Consider the following 15,277-nt stretch of genomic DNA (forward strand, 5'->3'; position numbering starts at 1 on the left):
CCGGGGGATGCGATGGCGTCCTGCTGCTCCCGGGACATGGCGTACCAGCGGGCGTAGGTCTCCTGCACGACGTCCTCGGCGTCGGCCAGGGAGCCCAGGAGCCGGTACGCCAGATTGATCAGCTGACGCCGCTCGCTCATGATCACGGTCAGGCTCGCATCGGGCCGGCCGTGTCCTGGCTCGGATCGGGTGGTCATGATGTCGACGGCTCCCTTGGTCGTGTCTGCCTTCACCAGACCGACGAGACGACGCCTCTGAATGTGACGTCGGCGCGTCGCCTCACATTCCCGGCGGCTGTGTCGTCGGACTACTGAGACACCAGCCAGTACGCGGGAAGGCTCGGCGACCCGGCCGGCATGCGGATCACCGTCGAAACGCGCGTCGGAACGCGTGATCGTCCCCGCGGCCGGCCGCTCGGTGACGGAGACCAGCCCCACCAGGTCGCAAGCCTCAGAGCACCGCTGAGATTCAGAAGGGAAGACCTCGCAATGTCCATACCCTCGACACCCTCGACACCCTCGACGACCGAACTCGACGACCTCAAGTCGCGTCTGCCCGACCCCATCCCGCTCTTTCCCGAGATCACTGCAGTCGCGGGAGGCATGTCCAAGGCCATCGGCAACGGGTTGATTCCGCAGACCACCATCGGCCTGGTGCAGCTCCGCGCCGGGCAGATCGTCGGCAGCACGTACCACACCGTCCGGCAAAGCGACGACCTCCGCAAGACCGGGGAAACAGAGGAGCGCATCACCGCCGTGTCGTCATGGCGGGACGCCCCCTACTTCACCGACGCCGAACGGGTCTCGCTGGAGCTCGTGGAGGCCGTCCTCACCCCGAACCCGTCCGGGGAGCGCGTCCCCGACGAGCTGTACGCCAAGGCATCCACTCACTACGACGACAAGGCGCTCTGGACGCTCACCCTGGTGATCGCCCAGATCTGCTTCTTCATCCCCGTCGCCCTGATCGCCAAGCCGATCCCCGGCAAGCCCATCGGGAAGAACTACAACAAGTAACCGCCCAACAGGCTCAGGGTGAGGACACGCGCTCGTGCCTCACCCTGAGCACGGCCGGCCTGACAACGCCGCCCCTGGCGCTTCTCAGTCGTCGGTGAGGCGCCAAGGGGACTGCGCGTGGGTGGCGCGGGTGCCGGTCTGGACTTGGACGGCGTAGGCGGGGCGATCGTGGCCAAGCACGGCGCCGAGGTAGGCGTGGCCGGTCAGATGACACCAGGCGGGCAGGTCGATCGGGGCGGCCGGGTCGCTCGCGATCAGGTGCACCACGGCGCCGGGGGCGAGGCCCTCGACCAGGCGGCGCAGCTCGATGAGCAGCGCGACACAGCGGCGGTCTCCCCCGTCCAGCACCACCGGCCCGTCGCCCCGCTCACCGGTCATGCGGCGCTCGGGTGGCGCCCTGGCTCTCGGTTCTGTCCTCCAGTGCGGCGGCTTCGACGCTCACGTCGACGTCGCAGACACCGCCGACACACGTCGGGCCCTGAGCGAGAGAGACAAGACCGACTCCAGGATCCTCAGCCATGAGCAGCCTCCGAAGCAGCGCGGCGGAGGATCCCCGTCAGTGCCTCGACTGACTGCGCACCCGACAGACCGTATCGTTGCGCGATCACGATGAGGGGCACGCCGGTGAGCCCGAGGCGGAGTGCCTCTGCTCGGTCGCGTTCGAGCGAGTCGTCTCTCTCGTCGGAATCCACCACGGCTCGTGCAAGCGAAGCATCGAGACCCGCGTCGGCAGCCAGTCGAGCCAGGGTGTCCGGGTCGGCGAGATCGGCGCCTTCGGTGAAGTAGGCGCGGAAGGCGCGGTCCAGCATCTCGGACCGCCGCCCTTCCTCCTGAGCCCAGGAGAGAAGCCGGTGCGCGCGGCGCGAGTTCGTCGGGAGCATGCGATCCCAGTCGTAGCTGATCCCGTACTCGCTTCCCAGCCTGTTCAGATGCGCCTGGCCCTGTCGGAGAGTCGCCTCGTCCATCCCACGTTCTTCGCGAAGGAATCGTTCCTTGTCGATGCGATCCGGTGCATCAGGTCCAAGCTGGAAGAAGTGGTACCGGACGTCTACCGGTACACCGGCCTCGGCGATGGCTGCGTCAAGCCGGCGCTTGTTCAAGTAGCACCAGGAGCACTGCACGTCCACCCAGACATCGACAGCCACTCGGGCCGTAACCGCACTCTTCACGATGGCTCCGTTCACCTATCCTGTAAGTGGGGAGATACCCCACATCTCCTACTATATGGGGAAGTTCCCCAATTGCAACGGAGACGCGCATGCGAGCAACACAGCGGGCAGACGCCATCAGGAGCCGCGCGCGGATCATCGCCGCCGCGCGGGTGGTGATCGACCGAGACGGTCCAGCAGTGTCCCTCGACCGGATCGCGCGCGAAGCAGGCGTGGGTTCCGCAACGCTCTATCGCCACTTCCCGACTCGCGCTCACCTGCTGGGGCAGGTCTTCTCCGCGAAGGCAGGCACACTGGCCGAGTACGTGGAAGAGCTCGGACGCAACAAGCCGACATCGTCCGCTCTGCGGGCATGGGCGCACCGGCTCGTCCAAGAGGCCATCACGGACCGTGGACTCGGCGCTGCGTTGTTGAGCGCAGGACTGGAGCCGGTAGCGGATTCACAATGCCGTGGACGCGTCGTCGACGCGACACGGCAGCTGCTTGCTCTTTCGCCGGTCGCACAGTCGCTGGCTCCCGGGGTGACTGCCGAGGATTTCGTCGACGTCGCGACGAGTGTCGCGATCGTTGTCGACGAAGACGTCGTGCGAGGCCTCAGACTGATGGACCTGTGGCTGACCGGCGTCGCCCCGGGGCTGCCACCTGCGCCATAGCCCGGCTCTCCGCCTAAGCCGCCCGGTAGATCCGGCTCCTCTGGCACTGACCGAGGTCTGGTCCTGCAACCCCGCCGGGCGCGTCGTGGGTGTCCTGTGCCGCACGGAGCATCGGCTCCGCGCCCTTACCTCTCCGGGGCGACGATGCCCGACGAGGGACTGTGAGAACAACGGCTCTGTCGCAGGTTGATTGATTTGCTTGGACAGACCCGCTCCACGAGGGCGGCGGACCCGGCCACCAGCGCCTCCAATGTCATCGGGGCGGCCCGCAGCTCCCAGCAGTGCTCGGTCTGCGGGCACGTGGACAGGAAGAACCGGCCGGACCGGGAAACGTTCTGCCGTACCTCGTTGCGGCTTCGCTGAGAACGCCGACGTCAACGCAGCCCGCGACATCGCCTCACGCGGTATGGCGGGATGGGCAGTGAGTCACGCTGCCTGACGCGGACCGGACCCTCGAAGCCTTCGGCGGCGAGGAGCTGCGAGCTCGGTCGTTCAGTTCACGGCCGAGAAGCCGACCGGTGGAAGTAGTGGCCCTTGTCGAGGTCGTCGATGAGACCTGGCTGGACCGGCCGCCACCCGAACCGCTCGCGGGTCAGGGCGCTGGAGGCGGGGCTGTCGGTCGCGAGGAAGTGGGCGAGCCAGGTGAAGTGCTCGCCCGCGTCCTCCGGGGGGACCGAGACCACCGGCAGGTCCAGGTGGCGGCCGATCACCTCGGCGACGGCGCGGATCGGCACGCCCTCGTCGGCGACCGCGTGCAGCACCGATCCCGCCGGGGCGTTCTCCAGCGCCAGGCGGAACAGGTGCGCGGCGTCGAGCCGGTGGACGGCGGGCCAGCGGGCGGACCCGTCGCCGATGTAGCCGGAGACGCCCTTGTCCCGGGCGATGCCGGTCAGGGTCGCCATGAAGCCGTTGTCCCCTTCGCCGTGCACCGTCGGGGGGAGCCGCAGGACGGAGGAGCGGACGCCGCGCGAGGCGAGGGAGAGCGTGAACTCCGCGGTGGCCATACGGGTCCCGGGACCGCCGGCCAGGCCCGCGTCCGAGGATCCTCGTCCGTCCCCTTCGGTCGCCGTGCGCCCCGACGCGAGACCGAGCAGACCGGAGGCGATGACCAGCGGCCGGCCGGAACCCGCGAGCGCCTCGCCGAACGTCTCGACGGCGCGGCGGTCCGCGTCGGCGGCGCCCTGGAAGTCCCCCGAGAAGGCGATGTCGTGCTTGAACGCGAGGTGGATCACGCCGTCGGACGCGGCGGCCGCGCTCCGCAGGACGTCGAGATCGTCGAGGGTGCCGCGCCGGACCTCCGCCCCGGCCGCGGCGAGGGCTTCGGCCGAGGCCTCCGAGCGTGCCAGGCCGATGACCTGGTGGCCCACGCCGATGAGCTCGGGAACGACGGCGGAGCCGATCCAGCCGGACGCCCCGGTGACGAAAACGCGCATGAGAAGACCTCCCGATGAGCCGGCCCGTCCTCGGACGGGAACGCGGGCCGACTGATGTCAGTTGCTGTCATCAGCATAGCCCTGATGTCAGCCACTGTCATCCACTACGATCGGACCATGGGTCGATGGGAGCCGAACGCGCGGGGCCGGCTCGAGCGGGCGGCGATGGAGCTCTACAGCGAGCGCGGGTACGAACAGACCACCGTCGCGCAGATAGCCGAGCGGGCGGGGCTCACCGAACGCACGTTCTTCCGGCACTTCGCCGACAAGCGCGAGGTCCTCTTCTGGGGCTCGGGCACGCTGCAGGAGCACATGGTCAGCGCCGTCGCCGGCGCGCCCGGCTCCGCCGCTCCGATCGACGCGATCGCCGCGGCCATCGAGGTCGCCGGGGTCCAGCTCCAGGAGCGGCGCGAACACGCCCGGCGGCGTCAGGCCGTCATCGCCGCGAACGCGGAGCTTCGCGAGCGCGAGCTCATCAAGCTCGCGACGCTGGCCTCGGCGCTCGCCGGCGCGCTGCGCCTGCGCGGCGTCCCGGACCCGGCCGCGAGCCTGGCCGCCGAGGCGGGGATCGCCGTCTTCAGGGTCGCCTTCGAACGCTGGATCGGCGAAACCGACGAGACCGACGAGCCGGACCTGCCGCGCATCATCCGGGAGTCACTCGATGAGCTGAAGGCCGTGACCGCCGGTAAGTGAGGCCCGGGACGGAATGCCGGGCACGGACATCGGGCCGCCGTACATGACCGTCCCGCACGGCCCGTCATGCAGGACCGCCCCGCACGACCACCCTGCATGACGGCCCCGCCCTCGCCGAGGCCTCTACGAGCCGGGGGCCGGCCGCGTCTCGCGCCGGCGCCTTGGTGGGACTCCGGCGCCGGCGAAAGGGGCGCAGTTAGCAGAACATAGCGTAGCCGCCTAGTTACGCTGATGCATCGACGCAGTACAACAAAGCGTGTAAGCCGCCCGGACGGCTTGTCCCGGATCGTTCACGCCCGCGAGCCCGAGCCACCGCACCTCACCACCGGCGTTCGCCGTGCCCTCCTGCAGTCCCCCACGACCCCGAAGGCAGGTGCTGTGAATCCCGTTCCGCGTGCCGAGAAACCCGAGCCCCCGCCGGGAACCTCCGATCCCGAGCCCGCCTCGACCACGACGCCGGCGGCGGCCGCTCCCCCGGCCCCGCTCCCCGCGCCCGGGCGGATACGGGCGCGGGTGGTGGGCCTCATGGGCCCGGCGTTCGTCGCTGCCGTCGCCTACGTCGACCCGGGGAACTTCGCGACCAACGTCGAGAGCGGCGCGCGGTTCGGGTTCCTGCTGCTGTGGGTGGTCCTGACGGCCAACGTCGTCGCCATGCTCCTGCAATACCTGTCGGCCAAGCTCGGCATCGCGACCGGGCGCAGCCTGCCCGAGCTGTGCCGCGAGCGGTATCCGCGCCCGGTCGTCTGGGGGTTGTGGTTCCAGGCCGAGATCGTGGTCATCATGACCGACCTGGCCGAGTTCATCGGCGGCGCGGTCGCGCTCAACCTGCTGTTCGGCCTGCCCATGCTCCACGGCGGCATCCTGATCGCGGTGGCGTCCTTCGTGGTCCTCGCCGTCCGCTCGGCCCGGCACCGGCGGTTCGAGGCTGCGATCACCGCGTTGCTGGCCATCGTCGCCGGGGCGTTCCTCTACCAGACGCTGAGCGCGACCGTCGCGCCTGCGGATGTGGCGGGCGGGCTGGTGCCCAGGTTCGACGGACCGGCCAGCCTGCTCCTGGCGGCCGGGATCGTCGGCGCGACCGTCATGCCGCACGCCGTCTACCTGCACTCGGCGTTGACGCAGGAACGGTTCGCCGGGGTGCGCGAGCCGGAGCGCGGCACGCTGCTGCGCGCGCAGCGGCTCGACGTGGTGCTGGCCATGGGTGTGGCCGGGCTGGTCAACATGGCGATGCTGGTGTCGGCGGCGTCGCTGCTGCACGGCACCGGCGCCGAGCCGACCCTGCACGGGGCGTTCTCCGCCTTCGCCGAGGGGTCCGGCCCGCTCACCGCGCTGCTCTTCGGCATCGCCCTGCTCGCCTCAGGGCTGGCGTCCTCCAGCGTGGGCGTCTACGCCGGGCAGATCGTGATGCAGGGGTTCCTGCGCCGCCGGGTGCCGCTGTGGGTAAGAAGGCTGGTGGCCGTCATCCCCGCCCTGGCGGTGCTGGCCTTCGGCGTCGACCCCACCCACGCGCTCGTGGTGAGCCAGGTCGTGCTGTCGTTCGGCATCCCGTTCGCGCTGGTGCCGCTCGTCCTGCTCACGCGCCGCGCGGACGTGATGGGCGAGTGGGCGAACCGGCGCGCGACCACGCTCGCCGCCGCCGCGGCCTCCGTGGTGATCATCGCGCTGAACGTCGTGCTGGTCACACTGGCCGTGCCCTCCCTGTGAGCGCGCGCGCCGGGTCGTCCAAGGTGCCGGCCCATGGACATCAGGCGGCTGCGCGAGGGCGATGAGGACCGCTTGCGCGAGGTCAGGCTGAGGGCGCTCACCGAGTCGCCCTCGGCCTTCGCCCACTAGCCGACCCGCGTGCCGGCCGCCGGGGCGCTGAGTCCGTCGCCTTTACGTTGTAGATTTCCGAGCTGCCTGCACCTCCGTTCGGCAGAGGGCGGGCATGCCTAGCTCGCTTTTCATGAAATATCGCGTCGCGGGCGGATTGGTGGTTGACTTCCTACTATTCCTACCTAGATAGTGGACAATGCCTTCGGCCCCCTGACCGGGCCGGAGCGTCCCGACCCCCGCCTCCCCTCACCAGGAGGAGATCCTCCGATGCCGGCATTCCCCGAGCGGCACGCCGCCGCCTCCCCTTCGCCCGCCCGTCCCGGCGAGGACGTCCTGTCCCGGCTGCCCGGCCTGTCGCGGCGCCACTTCCTCGGCGCGGCGGGCGGGGCCGCGGTGACCGCGCTCCTCGCGGCCTGCGCCGGCGAGGACGGCACGAGCGGCGCCCGACCGGCCGCCTCCGCGTCCGCCTCCGCGGCGCCGTCCCCCAGGCGCGGAGGGATCCTGCGCGCCGGCTCGCCGCCGCCGCCCACCGCCGTGGACCCCCTGACCATGTACGACGGGTCCGCGATCGCCATCGTGCAGCTCGTCGCCGACTACCTGATCTGGCTCGACAAGGACTTCACGCTGGTGCCGCGCCTGGCCGAGAAGTGGGCGCCCGAGCAGCACGGCAAGCGCTGGGTCTTCACGCTGCGGCAGGGTGTCACCTTCTCCGACGGCACCCCGCTGGACGCCGAGGCCGTCAAGGCGTCCTTCGACCGGCTGCTCGACCCGGACGGCAAGTCGGCCGCGCTCTCGGCGTTCGACACCGTGCTCAGCGAGGGCGGCGTGAGCGTGCGAGACCTCTCGACGGTCGTCTTCACGCTGGAACGCGCCTTCTCCGACTTCCCGTACCTGGTCTCGGCGGGCAACTACAACGCGCTGATCCTGAAGAAGGACTACAGGGGCGACTTCACCAAGAACCCCGTGGGCACCGGCCCGTTCCTACTGGAGTCCTACGACCCCTCCTCGGGCGCCACCTTCACCCGGAACCCCGCGTACTGGGAGCCGGGCAAGCCGTACCTCGACGGCGTGCAGATCAAGTTCTACGCCGACGACCAGGCCGACCTGCTGGCGCTGCAGAGCGGCGAGATCGACGCGCAGATCCTCAGCCGTGCCGCCCTGGCCGGCCCGCTCGACGGCACGGCCGGCATCGTCGTCGACCAGGTGGCCGGCACGGGGCTCACCGCCTTCACCCTGCGCGTGGACCGGCCGCCGTTCGACCGCAAGGAGGTGCGGCAGGCGATCGCCTACGCCCTGGACCGGCCGGCCGTGAACACCACCGTCTACGACGGCGTCGGCGCCCTCGGCAACGACCACCTGCTCGCCTCGCTGTTCCCGGCCGCGCCCACGGACATCCCGCAACGGGCCAAGGACCCGGCCAAGGTGGCGGAGCTGCTCGGCGGGCGCAAGGTCTCCTTCGCGCTGACCTACGACCCGCCCAGCAAGGACTACGCCCTGACCGTGCAGAACCAGCTCAAGCAGGTGGGCATCGAGGTCACCCTGGACCAGCGCACCTCGGCGGACTTCTACGGCGGCGACCAGGCCAAGGACACGCCGTGGCTGTTCACCGACGCCAACCTCGTGGGCTGGGCGGGCCGCGCGGTACCCAGCCAGTTCATCATCCCCATGGTCAAGAGCGGCGGGGTGTGGAACGGATCGAAGTACGCCAACCCGGCGCTGGACGAGGCGGCCAAGGCCTACGACGCCGCCACCACCGACGACGAGCGCAAGAAGCAGGCGGAGATCATCGCCAAGGCCCTCCACGAGGACGTCCCGGTGATCGTCGCGGTCTGGAGCGGCGCGGTGCGGGCGTACAACGGCGAGCGCTTCCGCGGGATAGCGGCGCATCCGTCGAGCTATGTCGACTTCAGCTCGGTCTCCCAGGTTTAGCCCGGCATGAGGCGATTCCTGGTGCGGCGCCTGGCGGCGATCCCGCTCACCCTGCTGGCGGTGTCGGTGCTCGTCTTCACGGCGACCGAGCTGATCCCCGGCGACGTGGCCCGGACGATCCTCGGACGCGAGGCGAGCGACGCGTCGGTGGCGCGGCTGCGGGCCGAGCTGGGCCTCGACCGGCCGCTCCTCGCCCGGTACGCCTCGTGGCTGGAGGGATTCGCCACCGGGCGGTGGGGCGACTCGACGCTGCTGGGCGTCCCGGTGCGCGAGCTGGTGCTGTCCCGGCTGGCGGACTCGCTGCTGCTGGGCGCGCTGGCGTTCGTCCTGCTGGTGCCGGTCGCGCTGAGCCTCGGGCTGGTCGCGGGCGTCAACCACGACCGCCCCGCCGACCGGGTCATCAGCGTCGCCGGCCTGGCCTTCGGCGCGATCCCCGAGTTCGTGACCGGGGTGGTCCTGCTGGTGGTGTTCGCGGTGCGGCTGCGCTGGTTCCCCGCCTCGGCCCAGGCCCCGCCGGACGCGGGGCCGCTCACGCGGCTCGGCCACCTGCTGCTGCCGGCGTTCTCGCTGGTCCTGCTGTGCACCGGCTACGTGGCCCGGCACGTGCGGGCGAGCACCGTCGCCTCCGTGGAGAGCCCGTACGCGCGCGCCGCCGAGCTGCGCGGCCTGTCCCGGGGCCAGGTCGTACGCCGGCACGTGCTGCGCAACTCCACCGTCCCGGCCACGAGCGCGCTCGGCGTGCAGCTCCAGTTCCTGCTGGGCGGGCTGGTCGCGGTCGAGCTGCTGTACAACTACCCGGGTATCGGCGCGCTGCTGCTGCGGTCGGCGGTCGAGAAGGACCTGCCCACCCTGCAGGCCTGCGCGATGGTGCTCGGCGTGCTGTACATGCTCATCGTCCTGGCCGCCGACGTCGTGTACCGGCTGCTGGACCCCCGGGTGCGGCTGGGGACGGCGTCGTGAGCGCGGTCGCCCTCTCCCGGGCGCGGCCGGCGACGCGCCGTCACCGGGTGGCGCTGGCCTGCGGGCTGGCGATCGTCCTGGCCTGGGCGGTGGTCGCGGCGCTGTGGCCGCACCTGGCGCCGTACGACCCGGAGCTGCAGGATCCCGCGCACCGCTTCCTGCCGCCCGGCCCCGGGCACTGGCTCGGCACCGACCAGTTCGGGCGCGACACTTTCTCCCGGATGCTCGCCGGGGCCCGGCCCGTCCTGCTGGTCGCCCCCGCCGCGACGGCGCTGGCCGTGGTCGCCGGCACGCTGGTCGGCCTGGCCGCCGGGAGCCGCGGCGGGCTCGTGGACGAGATCGTCATGCGGGTGCTCGACGCGGTCGTGGTCTTCCCGGCGATCATCGCGGCGGTGCTGTTCGTGGCACTGGCCGGCCGGTCGGTGACGGTCGTGGTGCTGGTGATCGCGGGGTCGTTCGTGCCTATCGTGGCGAAGAGCGTGCGCGCCGCGACGCTGGTCGAGCGGGAGAAGGCCTACGTCGAGGCGGCGCGGCTGCGCGGGGAACGGGCGCTCACGTTGCGGGAGATCCTGCCCAACGTGCTGCCCACCGTCCTGGTGGAGGCGACGTCGCGGTTCGGTGACGCCATCTTCGCGGCGGCCACGCTGTCGTTCCTCGGGCTCGGGCAGCCGCCGGGCTCGCCGGACTGGGGGGCGTCTGTGTCGGACAACCGGCTCTGGCTGCAACCGGCGCCGTGGACCGTGCTCGCGCCGGCGCTGGCCATCGCCTCGCTGGTCGTCGGGATCGCGCTGGCCGCCGACGCCCTGCGCGGCCGCTGGGAGGCGTCGTGAGCACAGCCGGGAACACGTCCGGGAACATCGCCGGGGACACCCGCGAGAGCGTCTCCGGGATCGCGGGCCTGGCCGTCGAGGACCTTTCCGTCACCTACCGGACGGGGCGCGGCGAGGCCGCGGCCGTGACCGGGGTGTCGTTCCGCGTCGCGCCCGGGGAGACGTACGGCATCGTGGGCGAGTCCGGCTGCGGCAAGACGACGCTCGGCCGGGCGCTCGGCCGCCACCTGCCGCCGGAGGGCGCCGTCACCGGCGGGTCCGTGCGCCTCGACGGCGCCGACGTGCTCGAACTCTCCCCCGCCGCGCTGCGGGCCTGGCGCGCCACGTCCCTGGCCGTCGTCCACCAGGAGGCGGGCGGCTCGCTCGACCCGACGATGCGCGTCGGCGCGCAGCTCGCGGAGATCCTGCGGGCGCGGGGGCACGGCCGCGCCGAGGCGCGCCGGGAGGTCCTGCGGCTGCTCGGCCGGGTGCTGCTGCCCGACCCGGCGTCGATCGCGCGGCGCTACCCGCACCAGCTTTCCGGAGGGCAGCAGCAGCGGGTCGTCATCGCCGCCGCGCTCATCGGGCGACCGCGGCTGCTCGTCCTCGACGAGCCGACCACGGGACTGGACGCGACGGTCGAGCACGAGATCCTGGAGCTGATCGGGCTGGTGCGCGCGGAGATCGGCGCGGCCGTCGTACTGATCAGCCACGACCTCGGGTTGGTCGCCCGGCTGTGCGACCGCGTGGGGGTGTTGTACGCCGGGCGGCTGGTCGAGGAGGGCCGGGCGCGGGACGTGCTCGCCGCGCCCGCCCACCCCTACACGGCGGCGCTGCTGGCGGCCGTGCCCCGGTTCGGCGAGTCGCGGCGGGACCGCGAGCTGACGGCCGTCCCCGGACGGCCCCCGGCTCCCGGCGACGCGCCGCCGGGGTGCGCGTTCGCCCCGCGCTGCGCGCTGGCCGACGACCTGTGCCGACGGACCCCTCCCCCGCTCGAGGCCAGGGGCGCGGGGCACGTGGCGCGCTGCCATCACTCCGCCCGCCTGCCCGAGCCGCGCCTCGCCGGCTCCCCACCCGCCCTGGCGCCGGCCGGTGAGCCCGGCCCGCCCCTGCTGGAGATCGGCGGCCTGACCAGGAGGTACGGCAGGACGGCCGTGGTGGACGACGTGGACCTCACCATCGGCAGGGGCGAGGTGCTGGGGCTGGTCGGCGAGTCGGGCAGCGGCAAGACGACACTGGCGCGCGCCGTCGCCGGGCTCGGGCCGCGCGGGTCCGGAACGATCCTGCTGGACGGCCGGCCGCTGCCGGCCGCCGTGGGACGACGGGACGGGCGGGCCAGGCGCCGGATCCAGATGATCTTCCAGAGCCCGGACGCCTCGCTCAACCCGAGCCACACGGTCCGCGTGATCCTCGCCCGCGCCCTGCGCAGCCTGCGCGGGCGGGCGGCCCCGGAGGACCTGGCGGCCTCCGCCGGGCTCGACCCCCACCTGCTGGACACCCGGCCCGCGCGCCTGTCCGGCGGGCAGAAGCAGCGGGTGGCCATCGCGCGGGCCTTCGCCGGCGAGCCGGACCTGGTGGTGTGCGACGAGCCGGTCTCGGCCCTGGACGTGAGCGTGCAGGCGGGGGTGCTGCGGCTGCTGTCCGAGCGGCAGCGGGCGACCGGGACGTCCTACCTGTTCATCTCGCACGACCTGGCGGTGGTCGGCTACCTGGCCGACCGGGTCGCGGTCATGTACCGGGGGCGGATCGTCGAGGAGGGCCCGGCGGAGCGCGTGCTGCGCGGCCCGCACCACCCCTACACGTCCTCGCTGGTCGCCGCGTCGCTCGCCCGGTTCGGCGAGGCTCCGGCGCGCCCCGGCCAGGACCCGGCAGGCGCCCCCGCCGCGCCCGTACGCGCCACCGGGTGCCGGTACGCGGACCGCTGCCCGTCCCGCGTCGACGGGTTGTGCGACGCCGAGCCCCCGCCGCTGCGGACGGCCGGGGACCGCCACCGCGTCCGCTGCCACCTGGACCCGCGCGACCTCCCCCGCGCGCCCGCGAACGCCGCCCCGCACCCGCCACGCGACGAGGAGGAGTTCTCAGCCCCCGACCCCTGACATCCGGCCGACCACACCCTGGAGGCGCTTTGTCCTCGAACCTGCCCGTATCCGACCACGAGTTCGCGGCCCTTCCCGGGCTCGCCGAAGACCTGGGCCTGCCCGCGCCGGCCCCCCGACTGGTCCAGCGCCGCTGGGTCACCACCGTGAGCGGCGGCCACGTCAGCGGGGTCACCTGGGGCGCGGATCCCCCCGAGGCGGTCCTGCTGCACGACGCCCGCCGCGGCGCGCGGTCCTTCGACCGGCTGCTGCTGCGCCTCGGCCGGCCCGCCCTGGCCCTGGACCTGCCCGGCCACGGCCGGTCGGGACGGCGCGCGTCCGGCGTCTACGCGCCGCGCAGGATCGCGCCCGCCGTGGCCGAGGCGATCCGCTCCTTCGCCCCCGCGGCCCGGGTCGTCCTCGGCGAGGGGCTGGGCGCGCTCACCGCGATCGCGCTGGCCGTCCGCTCCCCCGGCCTGGTGGGCGCGCTCGTCCTGGTGGATACGCTGCCCGGATCCCTCGGCGCGCCCGCCGTGGACGTCCCGGACCGCCTCGCCTCGCGGGAGGAGGCGCTGGAATGGCTGCGCAAGGCCAGGCCGGACGCCTCCGAGCGCGACCTGGACCTCGACCTCCGGCACGAGGCCGTGGAGGAGCCCGGTGGCGCCTGGACCTGGCGCCACGACCCGCGCGCCGGCGCGGCGCCCGACGACGAGACGCTGTGGGAGCCGCTCGCCGGTCTCGCCGCCCGGGAGGTGCCGATCGTCCTCCTGCGACCGCCGTCCGGCGCCCGCGCGGGCGAGACGGCCGTGGAGGAACTCCTGCGCCACGCCCCGGCGGCCCGCATCGTGACCGTCACCGAACCCGAACTCGCCGGACACCTACGCGACGTCATCGACACGACCCGAAGGAGCGCCTCATGACCGCCCGCATCCCCGTCATCGACCTCGACCTGGCCCTTTCCGGCGACGCCCCCGAGGAGCTGCTCGCCTCCGCCCGCGAGGCGGCCGAGCAGGTCGGGATCATCCAGGTCGTCAACCACGGCGTCCCCGAGGAGCTGATCGACGAGTTCCACGACCGCGTGGGCGCGATCCTGGCCCTGCCGCGGGAGCGGAAGGCCGAGCTGGCCAGCCCGACCGGCCACCCGTACCGGGGGTGGCGGCAGTGGCCGGACGACTTCGGGCGGCTGGAGCTGGAGCGGTACATGATCGGCCAGTTCGAGACGCCCGAGGAGGCGGTGGCGGCCGGGCTGCGGCCGGAGTACGCGGCCCTGTACGCCCACCCGAACGTCTGGCCGGCCGGGGACCCGGGCCTGCGCGAGCTGGCCAGGCGCTACCACGACGCGTCGGTCGGGGTGGCGGAGCGGGTGCTGGCGTTGTACGCCCGCGTGCTGGACGTGCCGGTGAGCACGTTCCCGGTGTCGGGGCGGCCGTACCACACGAGCTTCGTCGTCAACGACTACCCGACCTGGACCTACGGCGGGAACGCGGACGCCTCGGAGGTCGCGGACGCCGACAAGCTGCTCCTGCTGGAGCACGCCGACGGCTCGGCGCTGACCGTCCTGCACCAGCGCGGCGACTACGCCGGGCTGCAGGGCCAGGCGCCCGACGGGAGCTGGGTGCCGGTGCCGATCGTCCCGGGCGCGCTCCAGGTCTTCTCCGGTTACATCCTGACGGCGTGGACCAACGGGCGGCTGCGTCCCGGCCGCCACCGCGTCGTCGCCGGGGGCACCGTGACCCGGCGTTCGACCGGCGTCTTCTGGCACCCGAGCCTGGACTCGGTGATCGAGCCACTGCCTCCCTTCGCCGGCGAGGACTCCGACTTCGAGCCCTACCTGCTGTGGGACCAGGCGAGCCGCCAGGTCGAGGAGTACCTGCAGGTCTTCGGCAGGCCGGACCAGATCGCGGCCTGGCGGGAAGGCCGTCCCTACGTCGCCCAGCTCGCGGAGGCCTAGATCATGCCCGTGTCCGACACGTTCACCTCGGAGCCGAGCGAGCGGTGGGTCCGGGCCGTCAAGGCGGGCGTCACCGTCGTCGACAGCCGCCACCCCGTGCTGGTGTGGGAGTCGGGCCGCCCGGTGCCCGGGTACGCCTTCCCCGAGGCCGAGGTGCGCACCGACCTGCTGCGTCCCGCCGCGAACCCGCCCTCCGGCCTCCACGAGGGCGCCACGGTGTACCTCGACCTGACGGTCGGGGACGTGACCGTCCCGAACGCCGCCTGGGTGTACCCCGGCCTGCCCGGCCATCTCGCGTTCGAGTGGCGCGGCGACTCCGGCGAGGTGTTCGACCACTGGTACGAAGAGGAGGAAGAGATCTTCGTCCACCCCCGCGACCCGTACAAGCGGGTGGACCCGATCCCGAGCTCGCGCCACGTGCGGGTCGAGATCGAGGGCCGGGTGGTCGCCGACACCCGCGCCCCGGTGCTGCTGTTCGAGACGGGGCTGCCGATCCGCTACTACATCCCGCCGGCGGACGTCCGGTTCGACCTGCTCGAGCCCACCGGCAGCCACACGCGCTGCCCGTACAAGGGCGTGGCGTCCTACCGGTCGCTACGCGACGCGGGACCGGCCGTGCCGCCCGACGTGGCGTGGGCGTACCCCGACCCGATCCCGGCGGCGGCGCGCATCAGGGACCACGTCGCCTTCTACAACGAGGCCGTCGACATCATCGTGGACGGGGTGAAGCTCGCCCGGCCGGTCACCGTGTTCAGCGAGCGCCTGGCCGCGTCCTGA

Annotated in this window: 15 protein-coding genes; 11 read left to right on the plus strand and 4 right to left on the minus strand. The window is 72.8% G+C overall.

The window, feature by feature from the left end:
* Nucleotides 1–233, minus strand: a 233-nt coding sequence (locus AB0M95_RS34575) for a sigma factor (protein ID WP_363773956.1), incomplete at its 3' end; no start/stop codon positions are given.
* 255 nt (nucleotides 234–488) lie between these two features.
* On the opposite strand from AB0M95_RS34575, the gene AB0M95_RS34580 reads away from it, so the two are divergent.
* Nucleotides 489–1,013, plus strand: a complete 525-nt coding sequence (locus tag AB0M95_RS34580; protein WP_363773959.1) for a carboxymuconolactone decarboxylase family protein — start codon at nucleotides 489–491, stop codon at nucleotides 1,011–1,013.
* Nucleotides 1,014–1,097: 84 nt separating this feature from the next.
* Here AB0M95_RS34580 and AB0M95_RS34585 read toward each other — a convergent pair whose 3' ends face one another.
* Nucleotides 1,098–1,391 (minus strand): sulfurtransferase TusA family protein, encoded by a 294-nt coding sequence (locus AB0M95_RS34585; protein ID WP_363773962.1) that lies wholly within the window; start codon nucleotides 1,389–1,391, stop codon nucleotides 1,098–1,100.
* Between the two features lie 134 nt (nucleotides 1,392–1,525).
* Complete coding sequence (locus AB0M95_RS34590; protein WP_363773965.1) at nucleotides 1,526–2,182, minus strand: DsbA family oxidoreductase; 657 nt, start codon at nucleotides 2,180–2,182, stop codon at nucleotides 1,526–1,528.
* An 89-nt stretch (nucleotides 2,183–2,271) separates the two neighbouring features.
* On the opposite strand from AB0M95_RS34590, the gene AB0M95_RS34595 reads away from it, so the two are divergent.
* Nucleotides 2,272–2,835 (plus strand): helix-turn-helix domain-containing protein, encoded by a 564-nt coding sequence (locus AB0M95_RS34595; protein WP_363773968.1) that lies wholly within the window; start codon nucleotides 2,272–2,274, stop codon nucleotides 2,833–2,835.
* Nucleotides 2,836–3,332: 497 nt separating this feature from the next.
* Here the strand turns inward: AB0M95_RS34595 and AB0M95_RS34600 are convergent, their stop codons facing one another.
* Nucleotides 3,333–4,268, minus strand: a complete 936-nt coding sequence (locus AB0M95_RS34600) for an SDR family oxidoreductase (RefSeq protein ID WP_363773971.1) — start codon at nucleotides 4,266–4,268, stop codon at nucleotides 3,333–3,335.
* A 117-nt stretch (nucleotides 4,269–4,385) separates the two neighbouring features.
* Between AB0M95_RS34600 and AB0M95_RS34605 the strand changes: the two genes are divergently transcribed.
* The 9 genes from AB0M95_RS34605 to AB0M95_RS34645 all read left to right on the plus strand — a co-directional run bounded on the left by AB0M95_RS34605 (nucleotide 4,386) and on the right by AB0M95_RS34645 (nucleotide 15,277).
* Nucleotides 4,386–4,961 carry a helix-turn-helix domain-containing protein gene (locus tag AB0M95_RS34605; protein WP_358521128.1) on the plus strand — a complete coding sequence of 192 codons (576 nt, stop codon included), beginning with the start codon at nucleotides 4,386–4,388 and terminating at the stop codon, nucleotides 4,959–4,961.
* Between the two features lie 378 nt (nucleotides 4,962–5,339).
* Complete coding sequence (locus AB0M95_RS34610; protein ID WP_363773975.1) at nucleotides 5,340–6,665, plus strand: Nramp family divalent metal transporter; 1,326 nt, start codon at nucleotides 5,340–5,342, stop codon at nucleotides 6,663–6,665.
* Nucleotides 6,666–7,043: 378 nt separating this feature from the next.
* Nucleotides 7,044–8,705, plus strand: a complete 1,662-nt coding sequence (locus AB0M95_RS34615) for an ABC transporter substrate-binding protein (RefSeq protein WP_363773978.1) — start codon at nucleotides 7,044–7,046, stop codon at nucleotides 8,703–8,705.
* A 6-nt stretch (nucleotides 8,706–8,711) separates the two neighbouring features.
* Nucleotides 8,712–9,665: an ABC transporter permease gene (locus AB0M95_RS34620; RefSeq protein ID WP_363773981.1), complete on the plus strand. Its 954-nt coding sequence runs from the start codon at nucleotides 8,712–8,714 to the stop codon at nucleotides 9,663–9,665.
* Entirely contained in the window at nucleotides 9,662–10,495 is an 834-nt protein-coding gene (locus AB0M95_RS34625; RefSeq protein ID WP_363773984.1) for an ABC transporter permease, read from the plus strand. Before AB0M95_RS34620 ends, AB0M95_RS34625 begins: the two co-directional genes overlap by 4 nt.
* Complete coding sequence (locus AB0M95_RS34630; protein ID WP_363773987.1) at nucleotides 10,492–12,570, plus strand: ABC transporter ATP-binding protein; 2,079 nt, start codon at nucleotides 10,492–10,494, stop codon at nucleotides 12,568–12,570. The genes AB0M95_RS34625 and AB0M95_RS34630 overlap by 4 nt, the downstream gene beginning before the upstream one ends.
* Before the next feature lie 29 nt (nucleotides 12,571–12,599).
* On the plus strand, nucleotides 12,600–13,469 hold the full coding sequence (locus AB0M95_RS34635; protein WP_363773990.1) for an alpha/beta hydrolase: 870 nt from the start codon (nucleotides 12,600–12,602) through the stop codon (nucleotides 13,467–13,469).
* Complete coding sequence (locus AB0M95_RS34640) at nucleotides 13,466–14,500, plus strand: 2-oxoglutarate and iron-dependent oxygenase domain-containing protein (protein ID WP_363773993.1); 1,035 nt, start codon at nucleotides 13,466–13,468, stop codon at nucleotides 14,498–14,500. The genes AB0M95_RS34635 and AB0M95_RS34640 overlap by 4 nt, the downstream gene beginning before the upstream one ends.
* Nucleotides 14,501–14,503: 3 nt before the next feature.
* Complete coding sequence (locus tag AB0M95_RS34645) at nucleotides 14,504–15,277, plus strand: DUF427 domain-containing protein (RefSeq protein WP_363773996.1); 774 nt, start codon at nucleotides 14,504–14,506, stop codon at nucleotides 15,275–15,277.

The sequence above is a fragment of the Sphaerisporangium sp. NPDC051017 genome (genome assembly GCF_040683095.1).
Taxonomy (GTDB): domain Bacteria; phylum Actinomycetota; class Actinomycetes; order Streptosporangiales; family Streptosporangiaceae; genus Sphaerisporangium.

Excerpts from the sequence above, each read along its gene's own strand:
- AB0M95_RS34585 (WP_363773962.1), bottom strand. The coding sequence starts at position 1,391 with ATGACCGGTGAGCGGGGCGACGGGCCGGTGGTGCTGGACGGGGGAGAC.
- AB0M95_RS34640 (WP_363773993.1), top strand. The coding sequence starts at position 13,466 with ATGACCGCCCGCATCCCCGTCATCGACCTCGACCTGGCCCTTTCCGGC.
- AB0M95_RS34620 (WP_363773981.1), top strand. The coding sequence starts at position 8,712 with ATGAGGCGATTCCTGGTGCGGCGCCTGGCGGCGATCCCGCTCACCCTG.
- AB0M95_RS34600 (WP_363773971.1), bottom strand. The coding sequence starts at position 4,268 with ATGCGCGTTTTCGTCACCGGGGCGTCCGGCTGGATCGGCTCCGCCGTC.
- AB0M95_RS34615 (WP_363773978.1), top strand. The coding sequence starts at position 7,044 with ATGCCGGCATTCCCCGAGCGGCACGCCGCCGCCTCCCCTTCGCCCGCC.
- AB0M95_RS34605 (WP_358521128.1), top strand. The coding sequence starts at position 4,386 with ATGGGTCGATGGGAGCCGAACGCGCGGGGCCGGCTCGAGCGGGCGGCG.
- AB0M95_RS34645 (WP_363773996.1), top strand. The coding sequence starts at position 14,504 with ATGCCCGTGTCCGACACGTTCACCTCGGAGCCGAGCGAGCGGTGGGTC.
- AB0M95_RS34595 (WP_363773968.1), top strand. The coding sequence starts at position 2,272 with ATGCGAGCAACACAGCGGGCAGACGCCATCAGGAGCCGCGCGCGGATC.
- AB0M95_RS34580 (WP_363773959.1), top strand. The coding sequence starts at position 489 with ATGTCCATACCCTCGACACCCTCGACACCCTCGACGACCGAACTCGAC.